The sequence below is a fragment of the Collinsella aerofaciens ATCC 25986 genome (assembly GCF_010509075.1).
Taxonomy (GTDB): domain Bacteria; phylum Actinomycetota; class Coriobacteriia; order Coriobacteriales; family Coriobacteriaceae; genus Collinsella; species Collinsella aerofaciens.
In genome coordinates this window covers 2193774-2217408 of record NZ_CP048433.1, presented here as the reverse complement: position 1 = coordinate 2217408, position 23635 = coordinate 2193774, and the positions used below count along the sequence as shown (strand labels likewise).

The 23635-nt window shown below is 60.4% G+C and carries 19 protein-coding genes and 1 other RNA gene; 2 read left to right on the top strand and 18 right to left on the bottom strand.

What is annotated here, in order from left to right; all coding sequences use genetic code 11:
• Positions 1-4 precede the first annotated feature (4 nt).
• The 8 genes from GXM19_RS09835 to ssrA all read right to left on the bottom strand — a co-directional run bounded on the left by GXM19_RS09835 (position 5) and on the right by ssrA (position 9600).
• The gene (locus GXM19_RS09835; RefSeq protein ID WP_006234691.1) at positions 5-3004 is read right to left on the bottom strand and encodes an AfsR/SARP family transcriptional regulator; all 3000 of its coding nucleotides are present in this window, start codon (positions 3002-3004) and stop codon (positions 5-7) included.
• A gap of 448 nt (positions 3005-3452) precedes the next feature.
• Entirely contained in the window at positions 3453-4181 is a 729-nt protein-coding gene (nagB, locus tag GXM19_RS09830) for a glucosamine-6-phosphate deaminase (protein WP_006234692.1), read from the bottom strand.
• A gap of 271 nt (positions 4182-4452) precedes the next feature.
• Positions 4453-4950 carry a PTS sugar transporter subunit IIA gene (locus GXM19_RS09825; RefSeq protein WP_006234693.1) on the bottom strand — a complete coding sequence of 166 codons (498 nt, stop codon included), beginning with the start codon at positions 4948-4950 and terminating at the stop codon, positions 4453-4455.
• A 71-nt stretch (positions 4951-5021) separates the two neighbouring features.
• Positions 5022-6359, bottom strand: coding sequence for a phosphoglucosamine mutase (glmM, locus tag GXM19_RS09820; protein WP_006234694.1), 1338 nt, complete (start codon positions 6357-6359; stop codon positions 5022-5024).
• 123 nt (positions 6360-6482) lie between these two features.
• The gene (gene rpsI / locus GXM19_RS09815; protein WP_022094634.1) at positions 6483-6878 is read right to left on the bottom strand and encodes a 30S ribosomal protein S9; all 396 of its coding nucleotides are present in this window, start codon (positions 6876-6878) and stop codon (positions 6483-6485) included.
• A 2-nt stretch (positions 6879-6880) separates the two neighbouring features.
• Positions 6881-7324, bottom strand: coding sequence for a 50S ribosomal protein L13 (rplM, locus tag GXM19_RS09810; RefSeq protein WP_022094635.1), 444 nt, complete (start codon positions 7322-7324; stop codon positions 6881-6883).
• Positions 7325-7517: 193 nt separating this feature from the next.
• On the bottom strand, positions 7518-8396 hold the full coding sequence (locus GXM19_RS09805) for a patatin-like phospholipase family protein (protein WP_006234697.1): 879 nt from the start codon (positions 8394-8396) through the stop codon (positions 7518-7520).
• A gap of 840 nt (positions 8397-9236) precedes the next feature.
• Positions 9237-9600, bottom strand: a transfer-messenger RNA (tmRNA) gene (ssrA, locus tag GXM19_RS09800).
• A gap of 237 nt (positions 9601-9837) precedes the next feature.
• Here ssrA and GXM19_RS09795 point away from each other — a divergent pair.
• Positions 9838-10272, top strand: a complete 435-nt coding sequence (locus tag GXM19_RS09795) for a hypothetical protein (protein ID WP_006234698.1) — start codon at positions 9838-9840, stop codon at positions 10270-10272.
• Between the two features lie 58 nt (positions 10273-10330).
• Here the strand turns inward: GXM19_RS09795 and GXM19_RS09790 are convergent, their stop codons facing one another.
• From GXM19_RS09790 to GXM19_RS09765, 6 genes are all read right to left on the bottom strand, one after another.
• A complete protein-coding gene (locus GXM19_RS09790; RefSeq protein ID WP_162010704.1) occupies positions 10331-10846 on the bottom strand; it encodes a type II toxin-antitoxin system VapC family toxin in 516 nt (171 codons plus the stop codon).
• Entirely contained in the window at positions 10843-11196 is a 354-nt protein-coding gene (locus GXM19_RS09785) for a hypothetical protein (RefSeq protein WP_162010705.1), read from the bottom strand. Before GXM19_RS09785 ends, GXM19_RS09790 begins: the two co-directional genes overlap by 4 nt.
• 143 nt (positions 11197-11339) lie before the next feature.
• On the bottom strand, positions 11340-13355 hold the full coding sequence (locus GXM19_RS09780; protein WP_203572363.1) for a heavy metal translocating P-type ATPase: 2016 nt from the start codon (positions 13353-13355) through the stop codon (positions 11340-11342).
• 78 nt (positions 13356-13433) lie between these two features.
• Positions 13434-13679: a DUF6110 family protein gene (locus GXM19_RS09775; RefSeq protein WP_006234704.1), complete on the bottom strand. Its 246-nt coding sequence runs from the start codon at positions 13677-13679 to the stop codon at positions 13434-13436.
• A 180-nt stretch (positions 13680-13859) separates the two neighbouring features.
• On the bottom strand, positions 13860-15617 hold the full coding sequence (locus tag GXM19_RS09770) for an ABC transporter ATP-binding protein (RefSeq protein ID WP_006234705.1): 1758 nt from the start codon (positions 15615-15617) through the stop codon (positions 13860-13862).
• Complete coding sequence (locus GXM19_RS09765) at positions 15618-17444, bottom strand: ABC transporter ATP-binding protein (RefSeq protein WP_006234706.1); 1827 nt, start codon at positions 17442-17444, stop codon at positions 15618-15620.
• A gap of 114 nt (positions 17445-17558) precedes the next feature.
• On the opposite strand from GXM19_RS09765, the gene GXM19_RS09760 reads away from it, so the two are divergent.
• On the top strand, positions 17559-18563 hold the full coding sequence (locus GXM19_RS09760) for a helix-turn-helix domain-containing protein (protein WP_040358772.1): 1005 nt from the start codon (positions 17559-17561) through the stop codon (positions 18561-18563).
• Between the two features lie 222 nt (positions 18564-18785).
• Here GXM19_RS09760 and gatB read toward each other — a convergent pair whose 3' ends face one another.
• From gatB to GXM19_RS09740, 4 genes are all read right to left on the bottom strand, one after another.
• On the bottom strand, positions 18786-20462 hold the full coding sequence (gene gatB / locus GXM19_RS09755) for an Asp-tRNA(Asn)/Glu-tRNA(Gln) amidotransferase subunit GatB (protein WP_006234708.1): 1677 nt from the start codon (positions 20460-20462) through the stop codon (positions 18786-18788).
• Positions 20462-21976: an Asp-tRNA(Asn)/Glu-tRNA(Gln) amidotransferase subunit GatA gene (gene gatA, locus GXM19_RS09750; RefSeq protein WP_006234709.1), complete on the bottom strand. Its 1515-nt coding sequence runs from the start codon at positions 21974-21976 to the stop codon at positions 20462-20464. Before gatA ends, gatB begins: the two co-directional genes overlap by 1 nt.
• A complete protein-coding gene (gene gatC / locus GXM19_RS09745; protein WP_040358775.1) occupies positions 21976-22287 on the bottom strand; it encodes an Asp-tRNA(Asn)/Glu-tRNA(Gln) amidotransferase subunit GatC in 312 nt (103 codons plus the stop codon). Before gatC ends, gatA begins: the two co-directional genes overlap by 1 nt.
• A gap of 347 nt (positions 22288-22634) precedes the next feature.
• Positions 22635-23540, bottom strand: coding sequence for a class C sortase (locus GXM19_RS09740; RefSeq protein ID WP_162010706.1), 906 nt, complete (start codon positions 23538-23540; stop codon positions 22635-22637).
• Positions 23541-23635: the final 95 nt, after the last annotated feature.

Sequence of the window (23635 nt, the reverse complement as noted above, 5' to 3'; positions counted from 1 at the left end):
TTTTTTATCGCTCGACCAGCACGCGATTGAGCCGCCCCTCCACCAAGCGCTCGTATAGACGCCGCGTCTCGGGCTCGGGCACGCCATTGACCTGCTCCCTCAGATGGTGCATATGCCCGCTGTACAGCTCGACGATATCGCGCCGCCGCCCCGCCGCACTGTAGACGCGCATGGCGCAGCGCACCATATCCTCACGCGCCGTTTCCTGTCGAAGCCCCGACTCTGCCAGCCAAATCGCCGACTGCAGATCATTTTCTTCTAGAGCGGCATTTGCTCCCTTAATCATGCAATCGATGTACTTTGACTGCATAATGCGTCGCATGCGCAAAAAGTAGGTGGGATTACAGCCATTGGGAACATACAGCGGTCCGGCATAAAGCTGCTCAATCTTAAGGCACAGCTCAACTAAATGGGGCCCGCGCGCACCCGTGCGATTTCCCAAAACCTCGCGGCTTATCTGGTCAAACAGCCGTACATCGGTCTTGACGTAGTCGCTGTTGAGTCCGATGCATTCATTTTGGATGAGCACACACGACTTGCCATCCGGCGTCGGTCCCAAAGCCGACCGCAAGCGCGATATCGTCGAGTACAGGTTATTGCGGGCGCTATTGAACTCGGCATGGGGCCACAGCTCCATGGCCAGCGTCTCACGATCGACGAGCGCATCCATGCCCAGCGCAAGCCGCTCGGCAAGTGTCGCCGCCTTCTTGCGGCGCCACATTTTATCCGTGATGGGAAACCCGTCGCGCTCGGCGCGAAACGCACCAAACATGCGAATCTCGATATGGTCGATGGTATCAACGGCTTCAACCTCGCCGGCCTGGAACAGGCGCTCGCCCTCCCCTTCCAAATCGTCGCGCAGCGAGTACCGCGACAGCTCGCGCACGGGAAGCTTCTTGCGTATCCTGCCCGCCGGCTCGCCCAGACAATGCATGGCAAGGCGCGCAAAGAGCCGGTACGATGGCTCTAGAATCCCCGCACGATTCATGGACATCCAGGCCGCAAGGTCGCTGTCTCGGCCCGCACAGGCCAAATGCAGCGCCACCATCCAGGCTTCTGCGCCACCAACCTGCGTCTGGCTTATATCGAGTAGTTCCGCTTCCTCGCGCACCGAAACCATCGAGGTGTTACGCAGATATGCCGCGCGCTCCAGCAGCAATGCGTTATCGCGCATGTACGCAATCGACTCCTCGGCAAGTTTGAGCACTTGGACCGCACGGAACTTTGCATTAACCGGCCGTCCCTCTGCCAGCGACTGCCAGCCTTCTAGCAACAGACCAAACAGCTGAATCTGGTTGTCGCGCATGCGCACGGCAAAACGATCGAGCTCGTTGAACGCCGCGTCGTCGGTTACCGGCAAGCCGGAAAGGAGCCGCCGTGCCGCCAACACCATGCGCACCCAGATAGCCATCGCCTTAAGCCCACGTACGTCGAGCGCCTCCCGCACCACCGTCATCTCGTCGTCGCGCTCGTCGGTTCCCGCAAACGACCCGTCAAAGAGCTCCACCAGCATACTATCGGCCCGTATAACAATCCCCACGATGTCGAGCTCGCAGTCGTAGGCCTTGCTCGTTTTGAGCTGCCGTAGAACGCCGCCGTCATCTCCCCGCTCGGTCAGGCAGCGCTTGACCTCGATATGCGCAGACAACATATCGAGTGCGGTATGGGACGTCTCTATTTCTGGCACGGCCAGGTTCGTAGGAAGCCCAAGCCCGTTGTCCCCATAGCAAACAGCCGTCAGTGTCTGGGCCACCCTCCATGAAACAGGGTCTATTTCGCAGGCCGCCCGTTCGCCCCCGCGCTCGATGACCGATGCCATATAGCGGGCGAGCTTTGTATTGGACACGCTGACCGCTGCCAGATATACGCCAAGCGCCTCGGCAGGCGTTGGCTCTGGAGCCGGATCGTCGGCATCGATCGTGCCCAGCGCTGCTCGGCAGATATCGGCCCCATGCCCCGTCAGAGCAAGATCGACCCCATACTGTCCAGCAAGTTCAAGAACCGCTTCACGGTCCAAAAAGGCGTCCGCTAGGCCCATCGCCGCATCGCATCGGCCCGCCTTAAGCAAAATCCGGGCCGCCCTCGGAACAAGTTCGGGGCGAACCTCGGCCACCAACTTACGCAAACGCAAGCGTCCGTTATCCTCCGTGCCCAGACACGTAAAACTCCGCTCGGCGGGATCTAAGCCAAAGATCGGGTAGTCGCGTACAAAGTAGGACTGGTCGACCATCGACAGCCTCACCCCACAAGCCTCGAGTTCTGCGATATTACCCTCGCCCATCAAAACCATGAGACATGCCACGCAAAACAGCGCATTATTGTCGAGCGAAGCCAGATCGACAAGTGCCGCGCCATATACGTTGACAATTTCGTTTTCGAGCAGACCGGCTACGTCACCTTGGCCATACAGACCCGTCTGCAATGCCGAAACGAGCTCGGGCACGCCCTGCGTGAGCTGATAAAAGTCGAGCGATGTGCTGATCGAAAACGCCGATGCCCATGCCGAATACTCATAGGCATGCACCTTGAGCATCTGCGCATTGATCTTAACCGAATCGCCCAGCCCATGAATCAGCTGACGATTTGAAGGACGGCAGGAGATCAAGACCCCTATCCCCATAGCGCGCAGGCCGCGAATCCTGTCGATGAGGTCTTCGGTATCGTGCTGATCGAGGTTTGGCACATTATCAATCGCGATAAGGGAGTGCGGTTTGTCTTTGAGTTCTTCGGTAACCACCTCGAGCTGCATAAACACCTCGCGCCCAGTGGCGCGATCGGCCTCGATAATCCGCACGGGGCCTCGCGTCGGGTCGCATTTAACCTCGTGGGTGTACTGCAGCAGCACCGAGGTCTTCCCAAACCCGTCGGGTGCATAAAGAACCACGATGCCGGCCTTTCGGCCCTTGGCGATAAGCTCATTCATCAAGCGTTCGCGTCGCACCATATAGCCTCCGCCTAACGGCATCAGCTCGAGGTCGTCTATACCGCTCAAATCGTTTACCATGCCCGCTCCTCAACTCGACCGTATGGACACTGTAGCCGCAAGACCATACAAGCCGCGCTATGAATAGAGCGACCTTGTGTTATAGGTTGTCTTTTGGTACGCAAGCGGCAAGTTTTTGTACAGCGAGGGCCGATTGTTATTAATCCCCCGACTAATCGGTCTTTAAGCAGGTAAATGAGCTTGTCAGCTTGTCCCATCTAAGCGGCAGTGTAACGCAGATGAACAAGGTTCAGTTATGTCATTCAACTCGCCTAGCACCCGCTACCGTCTACGACCTTCTAGTGGCATTTTTGCATAGAATCTGGTATGGAATGAATCAAGCTGTTGGGCATCCGGCATTCATCAAGCTTGCGGCAAGATTTTGGTCAAGTGGGCGGACAGGGATAGCAAAAAGGCCCCCGCAAAGCGGAGGCCTTAGGCAAGGCTATGTCGAGCTGCAGGATTCGCGCTACTCGCAGAGCGAAAGGGCGGCCTCGTCGGCAACGACAACGCAGTTGGTGTGCAGCTGCAGGATCGAAGCCGGGCACTTGGGCGTAACCGGACCATAGCACATATCGTGCACGGCCTGAGCCTTGGCCTCGCCGTTGGCGACAACCAGGATCATGCGGGCATACATGATGGTCTGAGTGCCCATGGTGTAGGCCTGACGGGGAACATCGTCGATGCTGTCGAACAGGCGGCTGTTGGCCTGAATGGTGCTCTCGGTGAGGTCGACGCAGTGTGTACCCTTGGAGAAGTGGTCATCGGGCTCGTTGAAGCCGATGTGGCCGTTGTTGCCAATGCCGAGCAGCTGCAGATCCGGGTAACCGGCGGCGGCGACGATCTTGTCGTACTCAGAGCAGGCAGCGGCGGCGTCGGGGTTGGAACCGTCGGGTACATGCGTGTTGTTCAGGTCGATGTTGATGTGATCGAAGAAGTTCTCACGCATGAAGTAGTGATAGCTCTGGGGATCGTCGTGCGAAAGGCCGCGATACTCGTCCAGGTTGTAGGTGCTGACCTCGGCAAAGTCGACGTCGCCCTTCTTGTACCAAGCAGCGAGCTGCTTGTAGGCACCGATCGGGGTGGAGCCGGTGGCAAGACCCAGCACACAGTCGGGCTTGAGGATAACCTGGGCCGAGATGATATTAGCGGCCTTGCGGCTCATATCCTCGTAGTCTTTAGCTTTAATGATCTTCATTACGCGTCCTTTCTCGTACAAGAGAGGCAAGGCTCCCTTACAAGCACTTGCCCGCGGCCCGCGTCGGCCGCAACCAACGTGTGCGGCCACCAGGGCGAGGTCGCGTAATGTATGTGTCTCGTGTCTAGCCGCGTCGAGGCCCCTGCCCGTCCACGGTGACCCAAAGCCTTTTAGCTTCGGACAAATCCCATCTTGCCACTGAGGGCGTCCTCTTTCAAGGGCGCCCTCCGTAAACGTGTTTGAATTGTAGACTAATGGCCACGTGCACTTGCTAGCGCTCGCGAGCAACGATGAGCTGGTCCATCTCTTCGACATGCACGCCAACGGAGCCCTTGATGCTCGAGAACTCAACGGAGTTGCACACCAAGATGGGAACCGTCACATCGTAGCCCTCGGCAGCAATTGCCTCGCGATCGAACTCAATGAGCACATCGCCCTTATGGACGATGTCACCCACTTGCGCATGTACGGTAAAGTGCTTGCCCTCGAGCTGAACGGTATCCAAACCAACGTGGATGAGCACGTCCAGGCCATCGACCGTGTTAAGCGCAACAGCGTGTCCCGTGGGAAAAATGGCCTCGACCTTGGCATCAGCCGGTGCAATCACACGCGTTCCGGTGGGCCGAATCGCCACGCCCTGGCCCAAAAGGCCGGTGGCAAACGTCTGGTCGTTTACCTCGGAAAGCGGAATGACGTCGCCCGAGATGGGAGCATCCAGCGTAAGGACTCGACCACGCATACCAAAAGACCTCAGGACTTTAGTGAACATGCTCCCCCTCGGACATACCAATCAATCAAAATAACCTTAACAGTCTACCACTTGGCACCCGTATTTGACCATTAGGGAAGTTCGCGCTTGACAACCTCGACGATGTCGTCAACAACGCGCTGGGTCAGCTCGTGCGTCTCGGCCTCGGCCATCACGCGGACCAGCGGCTCGGTACCGCTCGGGCGCACCAGAATGCGGCCGCGGCCGTCAAGCTCCTTCTCGGCAGCAGCGACGGCATCCCAGATGGGCTGGCAATCGTCCAGGCCGGCCTTGTTGTCGGAATGCACGTTGACGAGTACCTGCGGGTACTTCTTCATGATGCCGGCAAGATCGGTGAGGGTACGACCGGTGCGCTTGAGCACGGCCAGCAGCTGCAGAGCCGTCACCAGGCCGTCACCGGTGGTGTTGTGCTCCAGGAAGATGATGTGGCCGGACTGTTCGCCGCCGATGACGGCGCCGTCCGCGAGCATGCGCTCCAGAACGTAGCGGTCGCCCACGGCGGTCTGGACCATCTCGAAGCCCTGCTCCTTCATAGCGATGGAGAAGCCCAGGTTGCACATGACGGTCGAGACGATCTCGGAGTTGGCGAGCTTGCCGCGAGCGGCGAGGTCAGAACCGCAGATAGCCAGGATGTAGTCACCATCGATCTCATTGCCCTCGCTGTCCACGAACAGTACGCGGTCGGCGTCGCCGTCGTGGGCCAGGCCGATGTCGGCATGGGTGCGCAGCACGAGCTCGCGCAGGGGCTCAAGATGGGTGGAGCCGCACTCAACGTTGATGTCGGTGCCGCAATAATCGGTGTTGATGGCATGGACCGTGGCGCCTAGGCGCTGCAGCGCGGCGGGCGTGGTCTGGCAGGAAGCACCGTGGCCGCAGTCGACGGCAACGACCAGGCCATCGAGCCTCAGGCCATCAAGCGTATCGATGGCGTGGTCGACATATGCCTTGCGGGCGTCCTTCATCTTGATAATGTGGCCCACGCCGGCACCGGTCGGCAGCGTGTCGGCAGCCATGGCTTCCTCGGACATGACCCAGGCGCTGATCTCTTCCTCGACAGCATCGGGAAGTTTCATACCCTTGCGGCTAAAGAACTTGATGCCGTTGAACTCCGGCGGATTATGCGAAGCAGAGATGACGATGCCGCCGTCGAGCTCGTTCTGAACGGTGAGCAGCGCCACGGCGGGCGTGGGGATAACGCCGCAGCAGTGCGGACGGCCGCCCTCGGCCATAATGCCGGCGGTCAGAGCGCTCTCGAGCATGGTGCCCGAAAGGCGCGTGTCACGGCCGATGCAGATGTCCGGACCAAGGAACTTGGTCGCCGCGCGGCCCAGGCGAAACGCGAGGTCGCACGAGAGGTCGGCATTGGCGACGCCACGGACGCCGTCGGTACCGAAGATGTTCTGGGGCATAGGATCGCTCCTTCCCTAGCAGGCGATATGCAACCGCCCGCCCTAGTCGAAAAAGAAAAGCGGGACCCGCCGAGGAATCGGCAGGCCCCGCTTGTACATTGTATCTCGAAAGGAGATAAAACCTTAGCGCTTGGAGAACTGGGGAGCGCGGCGGGCCTTCTTGAGGCCGTACTTCTTGCGCTCGACAACGCGAGCATCGCGCGTAAGGAAACCGGCCTTCTTGAGGTCAGCACGGTAGTCGCCAGCGTTCAGAAGAGCGCGAGCGATGCCCAGGCGCAGAGCGCCGGACTGACCGGAGATGCCGCCGCCATCGCACAGAGCGATAACGTCGAACTGACCGGCGGTGTCGGTCACCTTGAAGGGAGCAAGGGCGTTCTCAACGAGCTGATGACGGCCGAAATACTGCTCGGCGTCACGCTTGTTGATGGTCACCTTGCCGGTGCCGGGGACGAGACGGACGCGGGCGACGGCGTTCTTACGACGGCCGGTACCCTGGTAGACAACGGTGTTCTCAGCCATCTTTAAGCCTCCAGCTCAATCTTCGTGGGGTTCTGGGCAGCATGCGGATGCTCGGCACCAGCGTAGACCTTAAGCTTGGTCATCTGGGCACGGCCGAGGGTGGTCTTGGGCAGCATACCGCGAACGGCGCGCTCGATGACCTTCTCCGGGTGCTTCTCCATAGCCTGGCGGAAGCTCTCAGCCTTGAGGCCGCCGTTGTAGCCGCTGTGGCGATAATAGGTCTTCGTGTCAGCCTTGTTACCGGTAAGCTGGACCTTATCGGCGTTGATGACGACAACGAAGTCGCCGCAGTCGCTGTTGGGCGTGAACTGGGGCTTGTTCTTACCGCGCAGGATCATTGCGATCTGGGTGGCAAGACGGCCCAGGACAGCACCATCGGCGTCGACGAGAACCCAGTTGCGCTGGACCTCGCCCTGCTTGGCGTAGTGAGTCGATTTCGAAATCACTTAGACTCCTCCATGTACAGTACGTGTTGTTACAGAGATTCACGGGGCTCTGCAAGTAACCCGTCCATATTACCCCGCTCTCCGTACGAGTCAACAGGTATTTTGGCTCCGACCAGAGTTTCTGCACATGTCATCCACGAGCCGTGATTTTCCAGCTCTTTAGCTGTTGTCATCTTTTGAGGGTTCGCCGTCGTTAGCGCTCAACGAATTCTTGGATTTCCGCGAGCAGGCGCTTTGCCTCCTGGCGGCCCTGGATATACAGGTCCAAAAGCTTTGCCGAATCGTGCTCGACATGACCGACCTCGACCGGCTTTTGCGGAGCGACGACCAGCGCACGGCCCTCGCGCTCATACTTCCACAGGTGCATGCGTTGTATGTTGTAGCGGTCGTGGCGCGTCTCGATTCCCTCGAGCAGATAGGGGTAGTCGGCATAGCGGGCGCGCGCGGCAGGCATAAACTCGTAAGGCTTTTTCTCATACGAACGGTCCTGCGTGACGATGACGACTGCACGGTCGAAGCCCGCCTCCTCCAGCACGTGCTCGATGGGGATCGAATCGGCTACGCCACCGTCGACGTATTTGTGCCCGTCAATCTCGACTGACGGCGTCACCAGCGGCAGCGACGTCGAGGCGCGCACGGCATCGAGGTCAAGTACGGCGCTTTTGACCGGAAGGTACGTGGCGGTTCCAAAGAGCATGTCCGTCGCGACGGCGTACATCTCGATGGGGCTCGCGTCGAACGTCTCGTTGTCAAAGGGATCCAGGCGGTCCTGGACATCGTTGAAGATAAAGTCGTAGCCGACGATGGAGCCCGTGGACGCAAACGATGCGGCACCCATGAAGCGGCTATCGTTGCAGAAAGCCAGGTTGATGCGGTTGGCACGGCCGATCTGGTGCGACTTGTAGTTCACGCCGTTGAGGGCGCCGGCCGATACACCGTAGACAGCCGGAATCTCGACGCCAGCCTCCATGAGGACGTCGAGCACGCCTGCGGTAAATTGCCCGCGGAAGCTGCCGCCCTCCAAAACGAGCGCGACCTTGCCAGCGTTCTTTGCCTTATCTTCTGCAGTCATGTTGACCTCCTGCGATTGCGTTTTGGCTTTCTTCTACCCAGTTTTGGGATGGCGAGCGCGCAGTTTTTGGAGTTGAGGAGGGCGGAGCGGTCGGCGGGAAAGCGTGTCCCGTTCTCAGAGCAAATTCCGGGTCGCATTTTCCGCTGAGCCCGTCATCAGGAAAATGAATCCCATTTCGAGCTTAGATTCCGGGATGCGCTTTCCGCTTGATGTGTCATCCGGAAACTACGTCCCAGTCTGAGCGCGGATTCCGGGACGCGCTTTCCGCCTGGGCTGCCATCGGGAAAGCGTGTCCCGGTCTGCGTTGCCGTAGCGTTTTCTTTACGCCCGCGCCCTGCACAGAGTTCGATTCTCCGCGGGTGGGGGGGGGATCCGTTGATGGGTTGAAACCGGGGCATGACGCCCGGTCGGCATCTCATCTATATCTGGCTGAGGCTTTGCGCGGAGAATCCGCGTATTTGCTTCGCAAATCCGCACCGGCTTCGGCCGCCTGCCGGCGTCCTCGCCCGCGGGCTAAAAACGCTTACGCGTTTTCTTTACGCCCGCGCCCTGCACAGAGTTCGATTCTCCGCGGTACGGGGTTCCGTTGGTGCGGGGCATGGCCGGCTGAGATTCGATAAACATCGCATCTGTTCTGGGCTGGGGCATTGCACGGAGAATCCGCGTATTTGCTTCGCAAATCCGCACCGGCTTCGGCCGCCTGTCGGCGTCCTCGCCCGCGGGCTAAAAACGCTTACGCGTTTTCTTTACGCCCGCGCCCTGCATAGAGTTCGATTCTCCGCGGTACGGACAATAAATAAAAAGGCAGGTAGATATGAGTATCTACCTGCCTGTTACTTATGGTGGAGGCGCGGAGAATCGAACTCCGGTCCACGAAAGCCCCCTGATTGGCATCTCCAAGCTCAGTCGCTGGTTTTGTCTCGGACGCTTTGCGCGCAGCGACACGCTCGCGGCGTCCTAACCGGTTCGGTCTTAGCCTGCGCCATACCGATTACGTGCGCAGGAGCATTCCCCTAAAATGACGTCGCACCGGTGTCGGGGAAATCACCGGGTTGACGCGCCGCTATAAACTAAGCAGCGAGAGCCATAGGCTCAAAAGAAGAGTTGTTGTCAATTCAATTTGACGGTACCCCTGTTTAACGAGGCGAGGAGACCTCGGCTTGCTTCCTCTCTCAGAGCTATCGTGTCGAAACCAGTCGCCCCCGAATGTCGGGAAAGTCTGGATGGTATTGGGCACGAGCACCCAACACCCGTCGACTTTTCAAGGAACATACGGAGCGAGCCCCGCTTGTGGAGTGTTATCTTACCACGTTCTGAAAGCGGACAGCTGTTCTATGCACGAGCTGTGAAGACCCCAATGTGCGCCGCACTTCGCACTTTTGCTACCGATCGCGTCACGTATATTTTCGCCAAGCAAAATTGACCCATCGAAAGGATCGTTATGGATACCAAGCAGCAACTCGTCAATGCACTCGCAGGCCTGGGCTCAACCATTACCGAAGCTATGGATGTGATCGAGGGCTTTGTTCCCTGCGGACATCCCGCCCTCACGGTATCGAACGCACTCGTCGCGCTGGACGCTGACGATGATGCGGCTCTCGCCCAGCAGCTTGAGACCGTCGAGGGCTTTATCGACCACGTGAGTGAGAACCGCGGCGTGGCCGCCTACCACGGCATCGAGGTCGAGCTCGCGGGTCCCAAAGCCGATCTGTTCGCAGCAATCCGCGAGGTAGGCGCCCTTATGCAGACCGCAGGCGTCAAGAACACCCAGGTCAACGAGTGGGTCTACCGCAGCCTGGCAGCACTCGACAGCTCCGACGAAAAGGCAGCCGAGCAGCTCGCAGAAAGTCCCGCCATTAAGGCCGAGCTTTTGTAAATAGAAGACGCGGGCCCCTTGGCGCATCGTCGTCCATGAGGCCCGCAAACAGTTCGCGTCAACCGATAGCTGCGCCGCCGCGTTCGGCCAAAGCAAGAATCGGCATCATTTGACGAGGTGTCTTTGCTGCAAGATCGGCATGTTCGAGCAGTTTGCGATCGTTGGTCACCAAGTAATCGACCTGCGCGCGCTTGCACGCGGCGAGTACCAAGTTGTCCTCGTAATCGCGATGGAGCGACAGATATTTGTCGGCTAGCCACAGATCGGATGCATCAGCGCCCACGGCCATAGCGTTTTCGGTCATATTCCGAACAAACGCCAGCGCCGCATCGCCAATCGCGCGGGCAGAAGCCTCGTCGAGCGCTCCCCCGCTGGCAAGAACGCTACGCTTTAGCTCGTGTTGGACAACGTACAGTACGTCCTTAGCGATATGCACCGGGAAGAACAGCAACGCCCCCGTCTCCGTCGCCTGCCCAATAAACGCACGCGCAGCAAGCGACTCGGCATGGTCAACGCAAAACGAATCAACCCACACATTCGCATCCACCATGATTTTAAGAGGGGCTCCGCTCACAGGATCATCCCCTTTTGGCGATAGCGCTCGTCCATGGCTTCGGAATAGATTGCGTCCCAATCGCGATCGTCGGACACAGGCGACGTAGCGATGCCCATGTCCGCGTAAAGCTGATCCGCCGCCGCCCATGATGCGGCGAACGGCGTATCGGGCGCGATGGTCTGCTGCCGGTCATCGACGGCCGCAAGCACTTCCTCGCACTGCCCGCCACCCTGCGCGACCTTGGCCACCACCTTTTTGATGAGCTCGGGCAGCGACCCGCCCGAAAGCCGCAGCGCCTCCTCGGCACGGTTCTTGACCTGGCGATCTACGCGAACGTTCACCTGCGCCATGCCGCTAACAGAACCCACGTTGATCCTGCTCCCTTCAATTGCTAGCATCGCTAGCAACACTATATAGAGAAGCTAGCAAATGGTCAAATGCAAAAGGCCTGCGCCCGGACGACACCGATGCCGTCTGGGCGCAGGCCAGATAACGTGGGCGAACGCGTCTGCTAACGCAGATACGCTTTCGCGTTGTCCAAGCTGTACGCAATCGTCGAGCCGTTGTGCAGCAGCGACGACGCCTGCGGGGTAATCGCGCCGGTAATGCCCAGTGCCAGGAGCACTGAGTTGGTGAGCATCACCTTAGAATAGGAGCTCGTCAGACGATCAACGAGGCCCTGGCTCATGCGGCGCAGGCGCACGATTGCGGCCAGATCCGTATCGGTCAGGATGATATCGGCGACCTCCTTGGCAATGTCGCTTCCACCGCCCATGGCCAGACCCACATCGGCCAGGCCCAACGCCGGTGAGTCGTTGACGCCGTCGCCCACCATGGCAACGTGGCGCCCCTCGCTCTTAATGCGCTCCACATACGCGTACTTGTCCTCGGGCAGCAGCTCGGCCTTAAACTCGTCGACTCCCGCCTCGCGCGCAATACGTGCGGCCGTGCGCTCCGAATCGCCCGTGAGCATGACCACGTGCTTAACGCCCAACGCGTGCAAGTCGGCGATGGCCTCGCGCACTCCGGGCTTGAGCGGATCCTCGATGCCGAGCACGCCCACGACCGTGCCGTCGACCGCCAGGTACAGCGGCGACAAACCCTGCATCTGGGACTCGATGCGCTCCTTGATGTCGGATTCGAGCTGCGCGCCCTCATCCTCAAATACAAAGTGCGCGGAACCGATGATGGCGCGGCGCCCTTCGATGGACGAGGCAATGCCGTGCGCCACGATGTACTCGACGGCGGCGTGGCGCTCGCGATGCTCGAGCCCGCGCTCACGTGCCGCATTGACCACGGCGCGCGCCACCGGATGCGGAAAATGCTCCTCCAGGCAAGCGGAAAGGCGCAGGACCTCGTCCTCGCTCCAGCCATCGGTGGTGAGTACGCAGGCAAGGCGCGGCTGCGCCTCGGTCAGCGTGCCGGTCTTATCAAACACAATGGTGTCGGCCTTGGCAAACGACTCAAAGTACTTCGCGCCCTTGACCATGACGCCCATCTTGGCAGCGTCGCTCATAGCAGTCATAACGGCGACGGAACCCGTGAGCTTGAGTGCGCACGAGTAGTCGACCATCAGTGCCGCCGAAGTCTTGATGAGGCTGCGGGTGGTAAGCGCAACCAGGCCCGCGAGCAGAAAGTTCCACGGGACGATCTTATTGGCAAGGTCCTCCATATGCGACTGGCCCTCGGACTTGAGCGAATCGGCCGTCTGCACGAGTGAGACGATCGAGCGCAGCTTGGTTTGCGCTGTATTGGCGCGCACACGCACCAAGATGCTGCCATCTTCCACGACGGTGCCGGCGAACACGTCGTCGCCCACGCTGCGCTCGACGGCCAACGGCTCGCCGGTCAGGGTCGCCTGGTTGACCATGGCGCTTCCCTGCTCGACCACGCCATCGATGCAGATGGACATGCCAGTGCGCACGGCGACCAGGTCGCCGGGCTCAAGCTCGGTCGCGGCAACGCTTACCTCGGTGTCGCCGACCACTTTTTGCGCCTTGTCGGGTACGTCGAGCAGCGAGTTGATGAGCTCGTTTTCGCTCATGGCGCGGGTGTAGTCCTCGAGCAGCTCGCCCACGTTGAGTAGGAACATCGTCTGGCCCGCGGTGTCGACATCACGCTTGACGAACGAAATGCCGATGGCCGAAGCGTCGAGCACGGGAACGGTCAGGCGCGGCTGCGCCAGCTCATGAAGGGCAGCGCGCAAAAATGCCATGTAACCGGCCACGACAAATACCGCACGCAAAGGCGTCGGCAAGAACCAGCGACGTGCGTAATGGGCACCGACGAGTGTCGCCAGGTCCATAACGAGTTTGTGCTTGCGCGGCTCGAGTTGCATCACGTAGCCCGACTTGGCATCGGCGATAGCTTGAGCATCGAGTGCGCCCAAGGCGTCGAGCACGCTCGCGCGGCGTGGCTCGTCGTACTCCAGCGCCATCTGGCCAATGCGGCCATACACGCGCACCTTGTGCACGCCGTCGATATCGCCGCTGAGCTTAAGAAGTGCATCGAGATCGCTCTCTGGCACAGGACCCGCCAATTGAAGACGGGTCCTGCCGGGGATCTCGCTAACAATCGAGAATCTCATAGTTTGTGCCTGGGAGCGCTACTCAGCTGCGTTGTCCGCGGCGGCCTCGCTCTGGGTGATGTAGGCAGCCTCGGCAACCATGTCGTCGACATTAGCCTTGGCCTGCTCGACCATGTCCTGATAGCAGTTCTTGACGCGCATACCGCACGCGATGCCCTGCACGCAGGCATTCTTTACCGGAGCGCTGGTGAGCAGTTTGATGCCGGCCGTGCCGAGCAGAAAACCGCCACCAACAAGCAGGGTGTTAAACGTGGACTTCTTCATGATGTCTCTCCCTTTTCCGCAACAACTGCGGCACGGTGCCTTAGCACCCGAGTAAACAAGTTTGCTCGAGCACACTTTTGAGACTAGTTTAGTATAATTATTTGGTCAACAACGGCTAACTTTTTGGAAACTATGGGGGTGAACTCAATATGACAAAGGGACTGTCCCTTTGTCACACTCCTACAGCTGCCAGGCCGCCGCTTCCTTTTGCAGCGCAACCATGCGGGCGAATTCTCCACCTGCCGCTTTGAGCTGCGCCGGGGTGCCCTGTTCGGCAACCACGCCATTCTTGAGCACAACGATTTTGTCGGCATTTTCCACCGTACGCATACGGTGGGCAATAACGATAACCGTCTTACCTGCAAGCAGACGGGAGAGTGCCTGTTGCACCACGGTCTCATTCTCCACATCCAAGCTTGCCGTCGCCTCGTCCAACAGCACGATAGGCGCGTCTTTGAGCAGTGCGCGGGCGATGGAGATGCGCTGGCGCTCGCCGCCGGAGAGTTTGGAGCCGTTCTCTCCAATCATAGTGTCATAGCCCTGCGGCATGCGGTTCACGAACTCGTCACAGTTGGCGGCACGCGCGGCTGCAAGCACTTCCTCATCGGTGGCATCACGACGCCCGAGGCGGATGTTTCCCATCACCGTGTCGTCAAAGAGCAGCACGTCTTGGAACACAATGGCGTAGTCGCGCAGCAGCACCTCGGGATCCACGCCCGCAACATCCACACCGCCCACGGCAACCTTGCCCGCAGTGGCATCCCAAAAGCGCGCGGCCAGGCGGCTCACCGTAGACTTACCGGAACCCGAAGGACCGACCAGCGCCGTGACCTCGCCTTCCTTGGCGGTAAAGCTCACATCGGTAAGAACTTTCTCGCCGGCGCGTCCGTCCTCGCCCGCACCATAGCCAAATGCCACGTGATCGAACACCACATCGTGGCCCGCAGGCTTAAAGTTCTCGCTGCCCCGCGCCACAGGCTCTTCCATGATGGAACGCATGCGCTTGGCAGACGACTCGGCGGCAAACAGCTCGGACATTAACATTAATGCCTGGTCAAAGGGCGCATAGATACGGCTCACCATAAGCAGGAAGGCAAACAACACCAAAAAGTCGACCTGCCCGGAGGCGACCATCGCGGCGCCCGTGACCAGCGTGGTGGCAATGCCCAGACGCAGGATGGCAAAGGCGGAGTTGACCAAAAGCCCGTTAACGAGCTCGCCCTTGGTGGTCTCGCGCTCCTCGGCATCGATCACGGCGTTGAGTCCCTCAAGATAATGGGCCTCCTGGTTGGTGGCGCGAATCTCGCGAACGCAGTCGAGCGTCTCTTGAATAGCCTCGGTAACCTTGACCTTCTCGGCGCGCACGCGATCAAACACCGGAGTCATGGGGCCGCGTGTTAGATACAACACGGCAAAGGCCACGGGAACGCTCCAAAACGCCGCAATCGCCAGCTGCCAGCAAAAGAACAGCGATGCCACGAAGACAATGGCGCTTGCGATGATGGCACCCCAAAGCTCTCCCAGCACGTGGCTGTAGGCGTGCTCCATGGCCTGGACGTCGCCCATGATGGTCTCGGTTAAATCGGCCAGATCACGACGACCAAAAAACGACAGCGGCAGTTTGCGCAAGCGCTCGGCAATCTCCATACGCTGCTTGCCGCACTCCTCGTAAAAGATGCAGTAGGTGTAGTAATACTGCTGCCAGTTAGAGGCAAAGAGCAACACGAAAAAGACCAGGAGGCCGCACACAATCGGCAGGGCATCCGGCAGGTCAGCCCCGCTGGCGAGATGCTCGACAAAGCCGGCCATAACCAGGAATAAAAAGCCCATGCCAGCCATGGTAATAAGATTAGTGAGCGTGGTCCATAAAATGCCGCATTTTACGCCGGCGACGCCTTTATCGGATAGGAAATACTTCTTTTGGAATGAGGCGAACATTTAGGCCTCGCCTCCCTTCGTGACGGCGGCATCCGCGGTCGCAGCAGTAATCTTCCAGCTCGCGGCCTGCTCGTATTCGGCCCACATCTTGGCATACAGGCCATTTTGGGACAGCAACTCGGCATGGGTACCCGACTCCTGCACGCTGCCCTGGTTGAGCACCACGATTTGGTCTGCGCCCACCACGGTCGAAAGCCGGTGCGCAATCATAATGACCGTGCGACCCGCCGCCAGCTTGCTAAAGGCGCGCTGAATGAGCGCCTCGTTCTCGGGATCGGCAAACGCCGTGGCCTCATCGAGCACCACGATAGGCGCGTCTTTAAGGATCGCGCGGGCGAGGGCCACGCGCTGGACCTCGCCGCCCGAAAGATATGCTCCGCCGGCACCGAGCATGGTATTGATGCCCTGTGGGAGCTTGGCCACAATGTCGTCGCACTGAGCTGAGGAGAGGGCCGCACGCACTTCGTCGTCAGTGGCCGTAGGCTTGGAGGCGCGTACGTTGTCGGCAAGTGTTTGCCGGAACAGCTGGTTGGTCTGGAACACGAAGGCGACCTGGTCCATAAGCTCGTGCGGATCCATATCGCGAACGTCCACACCACCTACGAGCACTCGACCCGAGGAAACATCCCAAAAACGCGGAATCAGGCTTGCGCAGGTTGACTTACCGCCACCCGAGGGACCCACCAGGGCGAGGGTGCCACCAGCGGGAACGCTGAAACTTACATGGCTAACGGCGGGTGCTTCGGCACCCTCGTACGTAAAGCTCACGTCCTCAAATCGCACGTCGCCGCCGGCAGGGTGCTTGGGTTGGGCGGGCACGGAGAGCTGCTTGGAATCCATGACGCTTCGAATACGAGCCAGCGAATCGGCACTCATCTGAGAGGCCTCGCCCACAAACATGAGCTTGGTCATAGCCGTCGGTACCACGGCCGAAAATATCGCGTAAAACGTGAAGTTGGTCATAAAATGCGCGAAGTCCGTCTCGCCTGGCGCCAACAGCAACGCCACGGGCAATAGGAATGCCACAAGACCATTGAGCGCGGTAAGGTTGAGTACCTGCGGACCTCGGCAGAACGTGCCCGCATAGTTTTGTGCCATGTCGGCGTATTCGGCGATCGCATCGTGGAAGGCCTTAAAGGAGTAGACCGTCTGCTGAAACACCTTGACCACGGGGATGCCACGTACGTATTCGGTTCCGGTCTTGTTCATCTTGACCAGCGCTCCCATGTAGGCCTTCATGAACTCGGCGCCTTTGCCGCTCATCATGGTGGCCATGGCGCCAAACGAAACGACGACCGAGATAAGGCATGCCGCCCCCAAACGCCAATCGAGCGCGAAAAGCAGCACGAGCAGGCCTGCGACCATGGCGGTGGCGCCTGCGATATCGGGCAGCATGTGTGCGAGCAAAGTCTCGGTGGAGGCGGCGCATCCGTCTACAATACGGCGCAGCTCACCGGTGGCGTGCGTGTCAAAGTAGCCAAGCGGCAGCTTAAGCAGGTGCTCGCTCGTAGTCTTGCGGATATTGGACGCGCAGCGAAACGCGGACAGATGCGTGCACATGAGCCCCACGAAATAAGCTACGATGCTTGCCAGCGCAAACCCCACGGCCCACCAGCCATACGTCGCGATGTCGCAGGCTTCGCTCCAGTTAGGTGCCACGGCGATCAGATCGCGCGCGACAAGCCAAATGCACACGTACGGGCCAAAGCTCAGCAGCTGCGAGAGCGCCGAGAGCGCCATGCCCAAATACGTTAGGAATTTACGGTCGCCGGCATATGCAAGCAGCTCGCCGATACCGCCGCCTTCCCTTTTTGATCCCTTTGCCATGAGATTCCTTTCTAACGGCTTGAGAGTTAACCGTAATGAACTTATCATTGATGTGTTAGCCATGGCTCACAATTAAGCCAGGCATGGACGTTTCTGCAAAGGAAAGGGACGCTTTTGCAAATACGGCGGGCAGCGACCGACATAACCGAGCTCTACGCACCGCAATTTGAGCAGTTTGGCCTGGAGCTTACCGGCAAGGGCGCCGTCTTTACCGGCGAGGTGGCAAACGACCGGGCGCACGGCCGCGCATGGATCATGCCTCTCTCCCCCACCTGCATCGTCATGGAGCATTTCATAACCCCGACGCACGATATGTACCTGGCCGAATACACACCCGAGCCATACGCCTGTGTGAGCGAGGTCAGCGCGCCCACACTTACATGCATGCCCGAGGCTGGCATAACGCCCGCGAACCTTAAGCCATTGCATGGACCGTGGCCAAACAATGCCGTTTGCAGCTTTATCCAAAACAACTGTGGCGAGGAGTTAAGCCCGCTGTTTGCGGGGCAGCTCTATCACTCGCGCTCGGTGCTCTTTTTGCCTGGATATTTTGACGAACTGGAACACCGCTATCCCACCGAGTTCGTGGGAATCTTTGAGGCGTTTGCCGAGCCATGGCACGAGGAAGCGACGTCTGCCATCTGCCACACGCTGCGCCGGATTAACGAGGACCGCGCCCGCACCGTAGGCGGACACGTCTATATGCAGGGCATCGTGGAGACCATGGTCGCGGAGCTCGCCTGTTCGTGCGCGGCCCACAAGCAGGCGCGGCAGGCGGCAGGCACACGCGTCAGCATAACCATTGCCGAAGAAGCAACGGCAATGATTGAGCGCGCGCTCGACAAAGGCAGACATGTGGGTATCAACGAGGTGGCCGAGAGGCTCTACACAAGCCGCTCCAAACTATGCGCCACCTTTAAGGCCCAAACTGGCGAGTCCCTGGGCGCCTACATTCGCAGACGCCGTATGGAGCGAGCACAGGACCTTTTGGCCGATAGCGCGCTCACAATAGCGCAGGTGGCAGAGCGTCTAGGCTACCCTCAACAGGCCGCCTTCACCCAAGCCTACAAACAATACACCGGCACCACCCCCACCACCTGGCGTTCCCAACATATATAAAGAATGAGGGCGCCAACGGCGCCCTCATTCACCAAATTCAATCCAGCCAACCTGACCCGAACGGCCGAGTCGTCACAGAACCCGGGAGCCCCGGCAGGGCGGGTGCTTCCTCAAAATGAGTTCCGCACGCAAAGAAGGCCACTTAATGTGGCCTTCGTCTTGCGCAGGACTGTTCGAAATTTTGAGGAAGCACCCGCCCTGCCGGGGCTCCCGGGTTCCCGCTTACGAGAGCGACGTTCTCAGCAACTCGTTGAAGAGCTTCGGGTTGCCCTTACCGCGGCTCGCCTTCATGCACTGGCCTACCAAAAAGCCGATAACCTTCTGGTTGCCGTCACGATACTGCTGCGCCTGATCGGCACAGTTAGCCAGCACCTCGTCCACAATCGGCTGCAGCGCGCCGGCATCGCTCACCTGGCGCATGCCGCGCTCGTCGACGATCTTGTTGGGATCGTCACCGGTCTGGGCCATGGCCTCAAAGACCTCGTGCGCCTGGTTGGAGCTGATGGCATCGGTCGCCAGCAGCTTGGCAAGGGCTGCCACCTGAGCCGGCGCAATGCCGGACTCGGCCAGCGACACGCCTGCACCCTTAAGGTAGGCGATCATCTCGTTGACCAGCAGGTTTGCGACCGTCTGAGCCTCTTTGCCAGCCATACCGGCAGCGGCCGCCTCAAAGAACTCGGCGAACTCCGGGTCGCCGGCAATCTGCTCGGCATCGGCCGTCTTAATGCCAAAGTCGGCCTCAAAACGGGCGCGCTTGGCATCGGGCAGCTCGGGAATCTCGCCACGGCAGCGGTCGATGGACTCATCGTCCAGATCAAACGGCGCCAGATCGGGGTCGGGGAACAGGCGATAGTCGTCGGCCGTCTCCTTCACACGCATGACCACGGTGCGCTTGCGACTGGGCTCCCAGTGGCGGGTCTCCTGGTAGATAATGCCGCCCTCCTCGAGCACCTCGGCCTGGCGGCAGATCTCGTAGGCAAGGCCGTCATGCAGACTCTTAAACGAGTTGAGGTTCTTGAGCTCGGTCTTGGTGCCCAGCTTGGTCTCGCCGCGGCGGCGCAGCGACACATTGCCGTCGCAACGCATGGAGCCCTTCTCCATGGAGCAGTCCGAAATGCCCAGTGTCACAAAGATGCGACGGAGCTTCTCCATAAACAGGCGAGCCTCCTCGGGCGTGCGCAGATCGGGCTCGGTGACGAGCTCAATGAGCGGCGTGCCGCAGCGGTTGTAGTCGACGAGCGACTCGGCCGCGGCGGTAATGCGGCCCTCGGCGCCGCCCACGTGGACCATCTTGGCGGCATCCTCCTCCATGTGGATGCGCAGGATGCGAATGGGCACCGTGTAGGAACCATCCTCGCGGCGCTCGGGCATCTGCAGGCTGGACGCGTCATAGCTGGCCAGGTGGCCGGCACGCTGGTTGCCCTCGCGCATGGTCGACGTCATAGACGTGGACAGGCCCTCGGCGTTGGCCGAGGCGCTCGCCAGGCTCTGGGCCTCTGCCTCACCAAATGCGCAGTCGGGGCGCTCGGCGGCACCGCGACCGGTCACGTCCAGATCCAGGTGACCGTACATGGCAAAGGCGACCGGGCCCTGCGTGGTCTGAAAGTTCTTGGCCATATCGGGATAGAAGTAGTGCTTGCGGTAGAACATCGAGTGGCGCTGGATCTCGCAGTTGGTGGCGAGACCGGCCTTGACGATGCTCTCGATGGCGCGCTTGTTGGGCACCGGCAGGGCGCCGGGCAGGCCCAGGCACACCGGGCACACGTTGGCGTTGGGCTCGTCATCGTGGCTGAGCTTGCAGTTGCAGAACATCTTGGTATCGAGTGCGGTGAGCTCGGTATGGATCTCCAGGCCGATCACGGCCTCCCAATCCTGCAGGACCTCGGAAAGCTCCTTCATTACAGCTCGCCTCCCTTCCCGGCAAAATCGGGCGCGACGGAAAGCACGGGCGCACCCGTGGCGGCATCGGCAAAGCCGCGCTCCAAGGCGCGGGCAAACGTGAGCAGCTGACGGTCCCTAAAGGCCGGACCCACCAGCTGGGCAGAAACGGGCAGCTGAGTATCCTCGCCCAGGCCCAGCGGCACCGAGATACCGCCGTTGCCGCAAATGTTGAGCGAGATGGTGTACAGGTCGGAGAGGTACATCTGCGTGGGGTCGCTGATCTCGCCAAACTTAAAGGCCGTGCGCGGCGAAGCGGGCATGAGGATGGTGTCCACCTTGGCATACGCGGCGTCGTAGTCCTGCGTGATGAGCGTGCGGGCCTTTTGCGCTGCGTAGTAGTACTTGTCGTACACGCCCGAGCTCAGCAGGTAGGCGCCGAGCATCTGACGGCGCTTGGCCTCGGCGCCAAAGCCGTGGGCGCGCGACAGCGAGCTCTGGTCGGACAGGTTGGCGCAGCCCTCCTCCTGATAGCCGTAGCGAATGCCGTCGAAACGTGCCAGGTTGGAGAACGCCTCGGCAGGGCCGATGACGTAGTAGGCGGCGATGGCGGCGTCCAGGTGCGGCAGGTCGACCTCGACCAGCTCGGCACCCTGATTCTGCAGCTCCTGGGCGGCGCGCTGAACAGCGGCCTTGACCTCGGGCGTCAGGCCCTCGGCCTCCATAAACGCAGGGATAATGCCCACGCGCTTGCCCTCGATGCTGTCGTTGAGATGTTCGGTAAAGTCGACGGCGCAATCCTGGCTGGTGCAGTCGTACGGATCGTGGCCCGCGCCGGTAAGCGCGTTCATGGCCAGCGCGACATCCTCGACCGTGCGGCCAAAGGGACCCACCTGGTCGAGCGACGAGCCAAAGGCAACCACGCCGTAACGGCTCACGGCGCCATACGTGGGCTTAAAGCCCACCACGCCGCACAGCGACGCCGGCTGGCGAATGGAGCCACCGGTGTCCGAGCCCAGCGAGAGCGCGACCTCGCCCGCGGCAACGGCGGCAGCGGAGCCGCCCGAAGAGCCGCCGGGCACGCGCTCGGTATCCCAGGGGTTGTTGGTGCGGTGGAACGCCGAGCTCTCGGTGGAGCTGCCAAAGGCAAACTCGTCCATGTTTGCCTTGCCCATGGGCAGGCAGCCGGCATCGAGCATGCGCTGGACGCAGGTGGCGGTGTAGACGCTCTGGTAGTCCCCGAGCATGCGGGAAGCGCAGGTGGTGCGCGTGCCCACGAGGTTCATGTTGTCCTTAATGGCCAGCGGCACGCCCGCAAGCGGGGGCAGCGGCTTGCCGGCGGCACGGTCGGCATCCACGCGCGCAGCGGCCTCGAGCGCGAGCTCGGGCGCCACCTGCAGGAATGCCTGGACCCCGTCCTCGCGCGCCTCGATGGCGGCAAGGGAGGCCTGGGCCACCTCGGTAGCGGTAAAGTCGCCGGCGGCAACGCCCGCGGCAATCTGAGCGGCGGTAAGGGAATCGAAGCTCTGAGCCATTACTCGCTCTCCCCCTCTCCCAAAATGGACGGCACGCGGAAGTAGCGGTCGCGCGCGCTGCCGGCGTTTTCGAGCGCGACGTCGAGCGACAGGTCGCGCTCGGGCTCGCGCAGATCATCGCCCATCACGTTGGACAGGCTTCCGATAGGATGGAACGTGGGCTCCACGTCGGGCAAGTCATATTGCAAGACGGGCTCGAGCATCTGGACGGCGTCGTTCAGGTAGGACGTCATCTGGGTGAGCTCGTCATCGGTCAGTGCGATCTTTGCGTACTCGGCGATGCCGCGCACGTCTTTCTCGCTGAGTGCCATAGGCGCTCCCTTCCGCATAACAGATAAACCGCTCTAGTATACAAGGCAACGCCGCTTGGAGCAGGTGCTTTACCCAAATGCAGCGAAAACGTAACGAGGGCGGCGGGCTGGCAAGCGGCGGGCCGGCGGTTCTGCAGCGAAACCGCACCGTCCATAGCGAAAACCGTCTCGCCCGAAACGAAAACCATCCCGCCCGAAACGAAAACCATCCCGCCCGAAACGAAAACCATCACAACATTCGACGCTTTTCGTCAAAATCGAAATTTTCATCGAATGTTGTGATGGTTTGGAAGCCCCCGACCACCACAAAGGTGCCTGTCCCCTTTGCGGCGGTTCTGAAGAATGTCTTATGCCGAGGCCTTGGCCTTGCGGCGCTTGCGGACCGCGTGGATCACGATGTCCAGCAGCAACAGCACAATGGCTACGACCACAATGAGCACGGCAAACTCGCGCTTGCCCCAGTGGCGGCCGGCCAGCGACTTTTGCTTGTCGACGTCCTTCTTGTTGTACTTGGTGCGCACGCAATGCACCAGCAGGCGATGGTCATTTACGCCGTAGGGTGTGCAGGTGACGAGCGTCACCTTGTCAGCGCCGGGCTCGATGGTCAGCGACTCCATCTCCTCGGGCAGCACCACCTCGGAGTCCACCATCTTATAGGCGAGCGTCTTGTTCATGGTGTGCAGCAGCACCAGGTCGCCGGACTCCAGCGAGTGGATGTCGTCGAACATGCTCAGGTTGCGCATGCCCGAGTGCGCGGTGAGCACGCAATGCGTCGAGGTGCCGCCCACCGGCAGGCTCGTGCCCTCCAGGTGGCCAACGCCCGCCATGAGGACTTCTTCGCTCGTGCCGTGGTAGATGGGCATACTCACATCGATGGAGGGGATCTCGACCCAGCTCATCATGGGGTCGCGGTCAAAGATGAGCTGCTGGGCGTAGGGCTCGATCTGGTCGGCGGGAAGCTCGGTGGCCTCGCCCGCCAGCTGCTCGTTATAGGAGCGCGCCTGGAGCAGGATGCGCTCACGCTCCTCTTCAGACAGCGCATCCACGGTGCTGGACACGGTGCTGATCTGGTTGAACACGCCCGAGGCCTCGAGCCGGTCCAAGATCCACGGCCAGGTCATAAGACCCACGCCAATAAGGATGATGACGATGGTGATGAGCCGGTCGGCCCAGCGCGGCAGCCGCTTGCGGCGGCGCTTGGGTTTGGGCTGAGGGCTTGAGCCGCCGTTATCCGCGGCGTTATTGCTCTTCATATGTTTGGCGCCCTGCACCATCGCCAGTCACTCCTCTACAACTCAAGTTGTCTAAACAAATAATAGCCGATTAGCGAGCCCCGCGCCGGATAACG

Excerpts from the sequence above, each read along its gene's own strand:
- GXM19_RS09740 (WP_162010706.1), bottom strand. The coding sequence starts at position 23,540 with ATGAAGAGCAATAACGCCGCGGATAACGGCGGCTCAAGCCCTCAGCCC.
- GXM19_RS09835 (WP_006234691.1), bottom strand. The coding sequence starts at position 3,004 with ATGGTAAACGATTTGAGCGGTATAGACGACCTCGAGCTGATGCCGTTA.
- GXM19_RS09765 (WP_006234706.1), bottom strand. The coding sequence starts at position 17,444 with ATGGCAAAGGGATCAAAAAGGGAAGGCGGCGGTATCGGCGAGCTGCTT.
- GXM19_RS09775 (WP_006234704.1), bottom strand. The coding sequence starts at position 13,679 with ATGAAGAAGTCCACGTTTAACACCCTGCTTGTTGGTGGCGGTTTTCTG.
- gatC (WP_040358775.1), bottom strand. The coding sequence starts at position 22,287 with ATGGCACTCAGCGAGAAAGACGTGCGCGGCATCGCCGAGTACGCAAAG.
- gatA (WP_006234709.1), bottom strand. The coding sequence starts at position 21,976 with ATGGCTCAGAGCTTCGATTCCCTTACCGCCGCTCAGATTGCCGCGGGC.
- glmM (WP_006234694.1), bottom strand. The coding sequence starts at position 6,359 with ATGCCCCAGAACATCTTCGGTACCGACGGCGTCCGTGGCGTCGCCAAT.
- nagB (WP_006234692.1), bottom strand. The coding sequence starts at position 4,181 with ATGAAGATCATTAAAGCTAAAGACTACGAGGATATGAGCCGCAAGGCC.
- GXM19_RS09805 (WP_006234697.1), bottom strand. The coding sequence starts at position 8,396 with ATGACTGCAGAAGATAAGGCAAAGAACGCTGGCAAGGTCGCGCTCGTT.
- gatB (WP_006234708.1), bottom strand. The coding sequence starts at position 20,462 with ATGAAGGAGCTTTCCGAGGTCCTGCAGGATTGGGAGGCCGTGATCGGC.
- GXM19_RS09770 (WP_006234705.1), bottom strand. The coding sequence starts at position 15,617 with ATGTTCGCCTCATTCCAAAAGAAGTATTTCCTATCCGATAAAGGCGTC.
- rpsI (WP_022094634.1), bottom strand. The coding sequence starts at position 6,878 with ATGGCTGAGAACACCGTTGTCTACCAGGGTACCGGCCGTCGTAAGAAC.
- GXM19_RS09795 (WP_006234698.1), top strand. The coding sequence starts at position 9,838 with ATGGATACCAAGCAGCAACTCGTCAATGCACTCGCAGGCCTGGGCTCA.
- GXM19_RS09825 (WP_006234693.1), bottom strand. The coding sequence starts at position 4,950 with ATGTTCACTAAAGTCCTGAGGTCTTTTGGTATGCGTGGTCGAGTCCTT.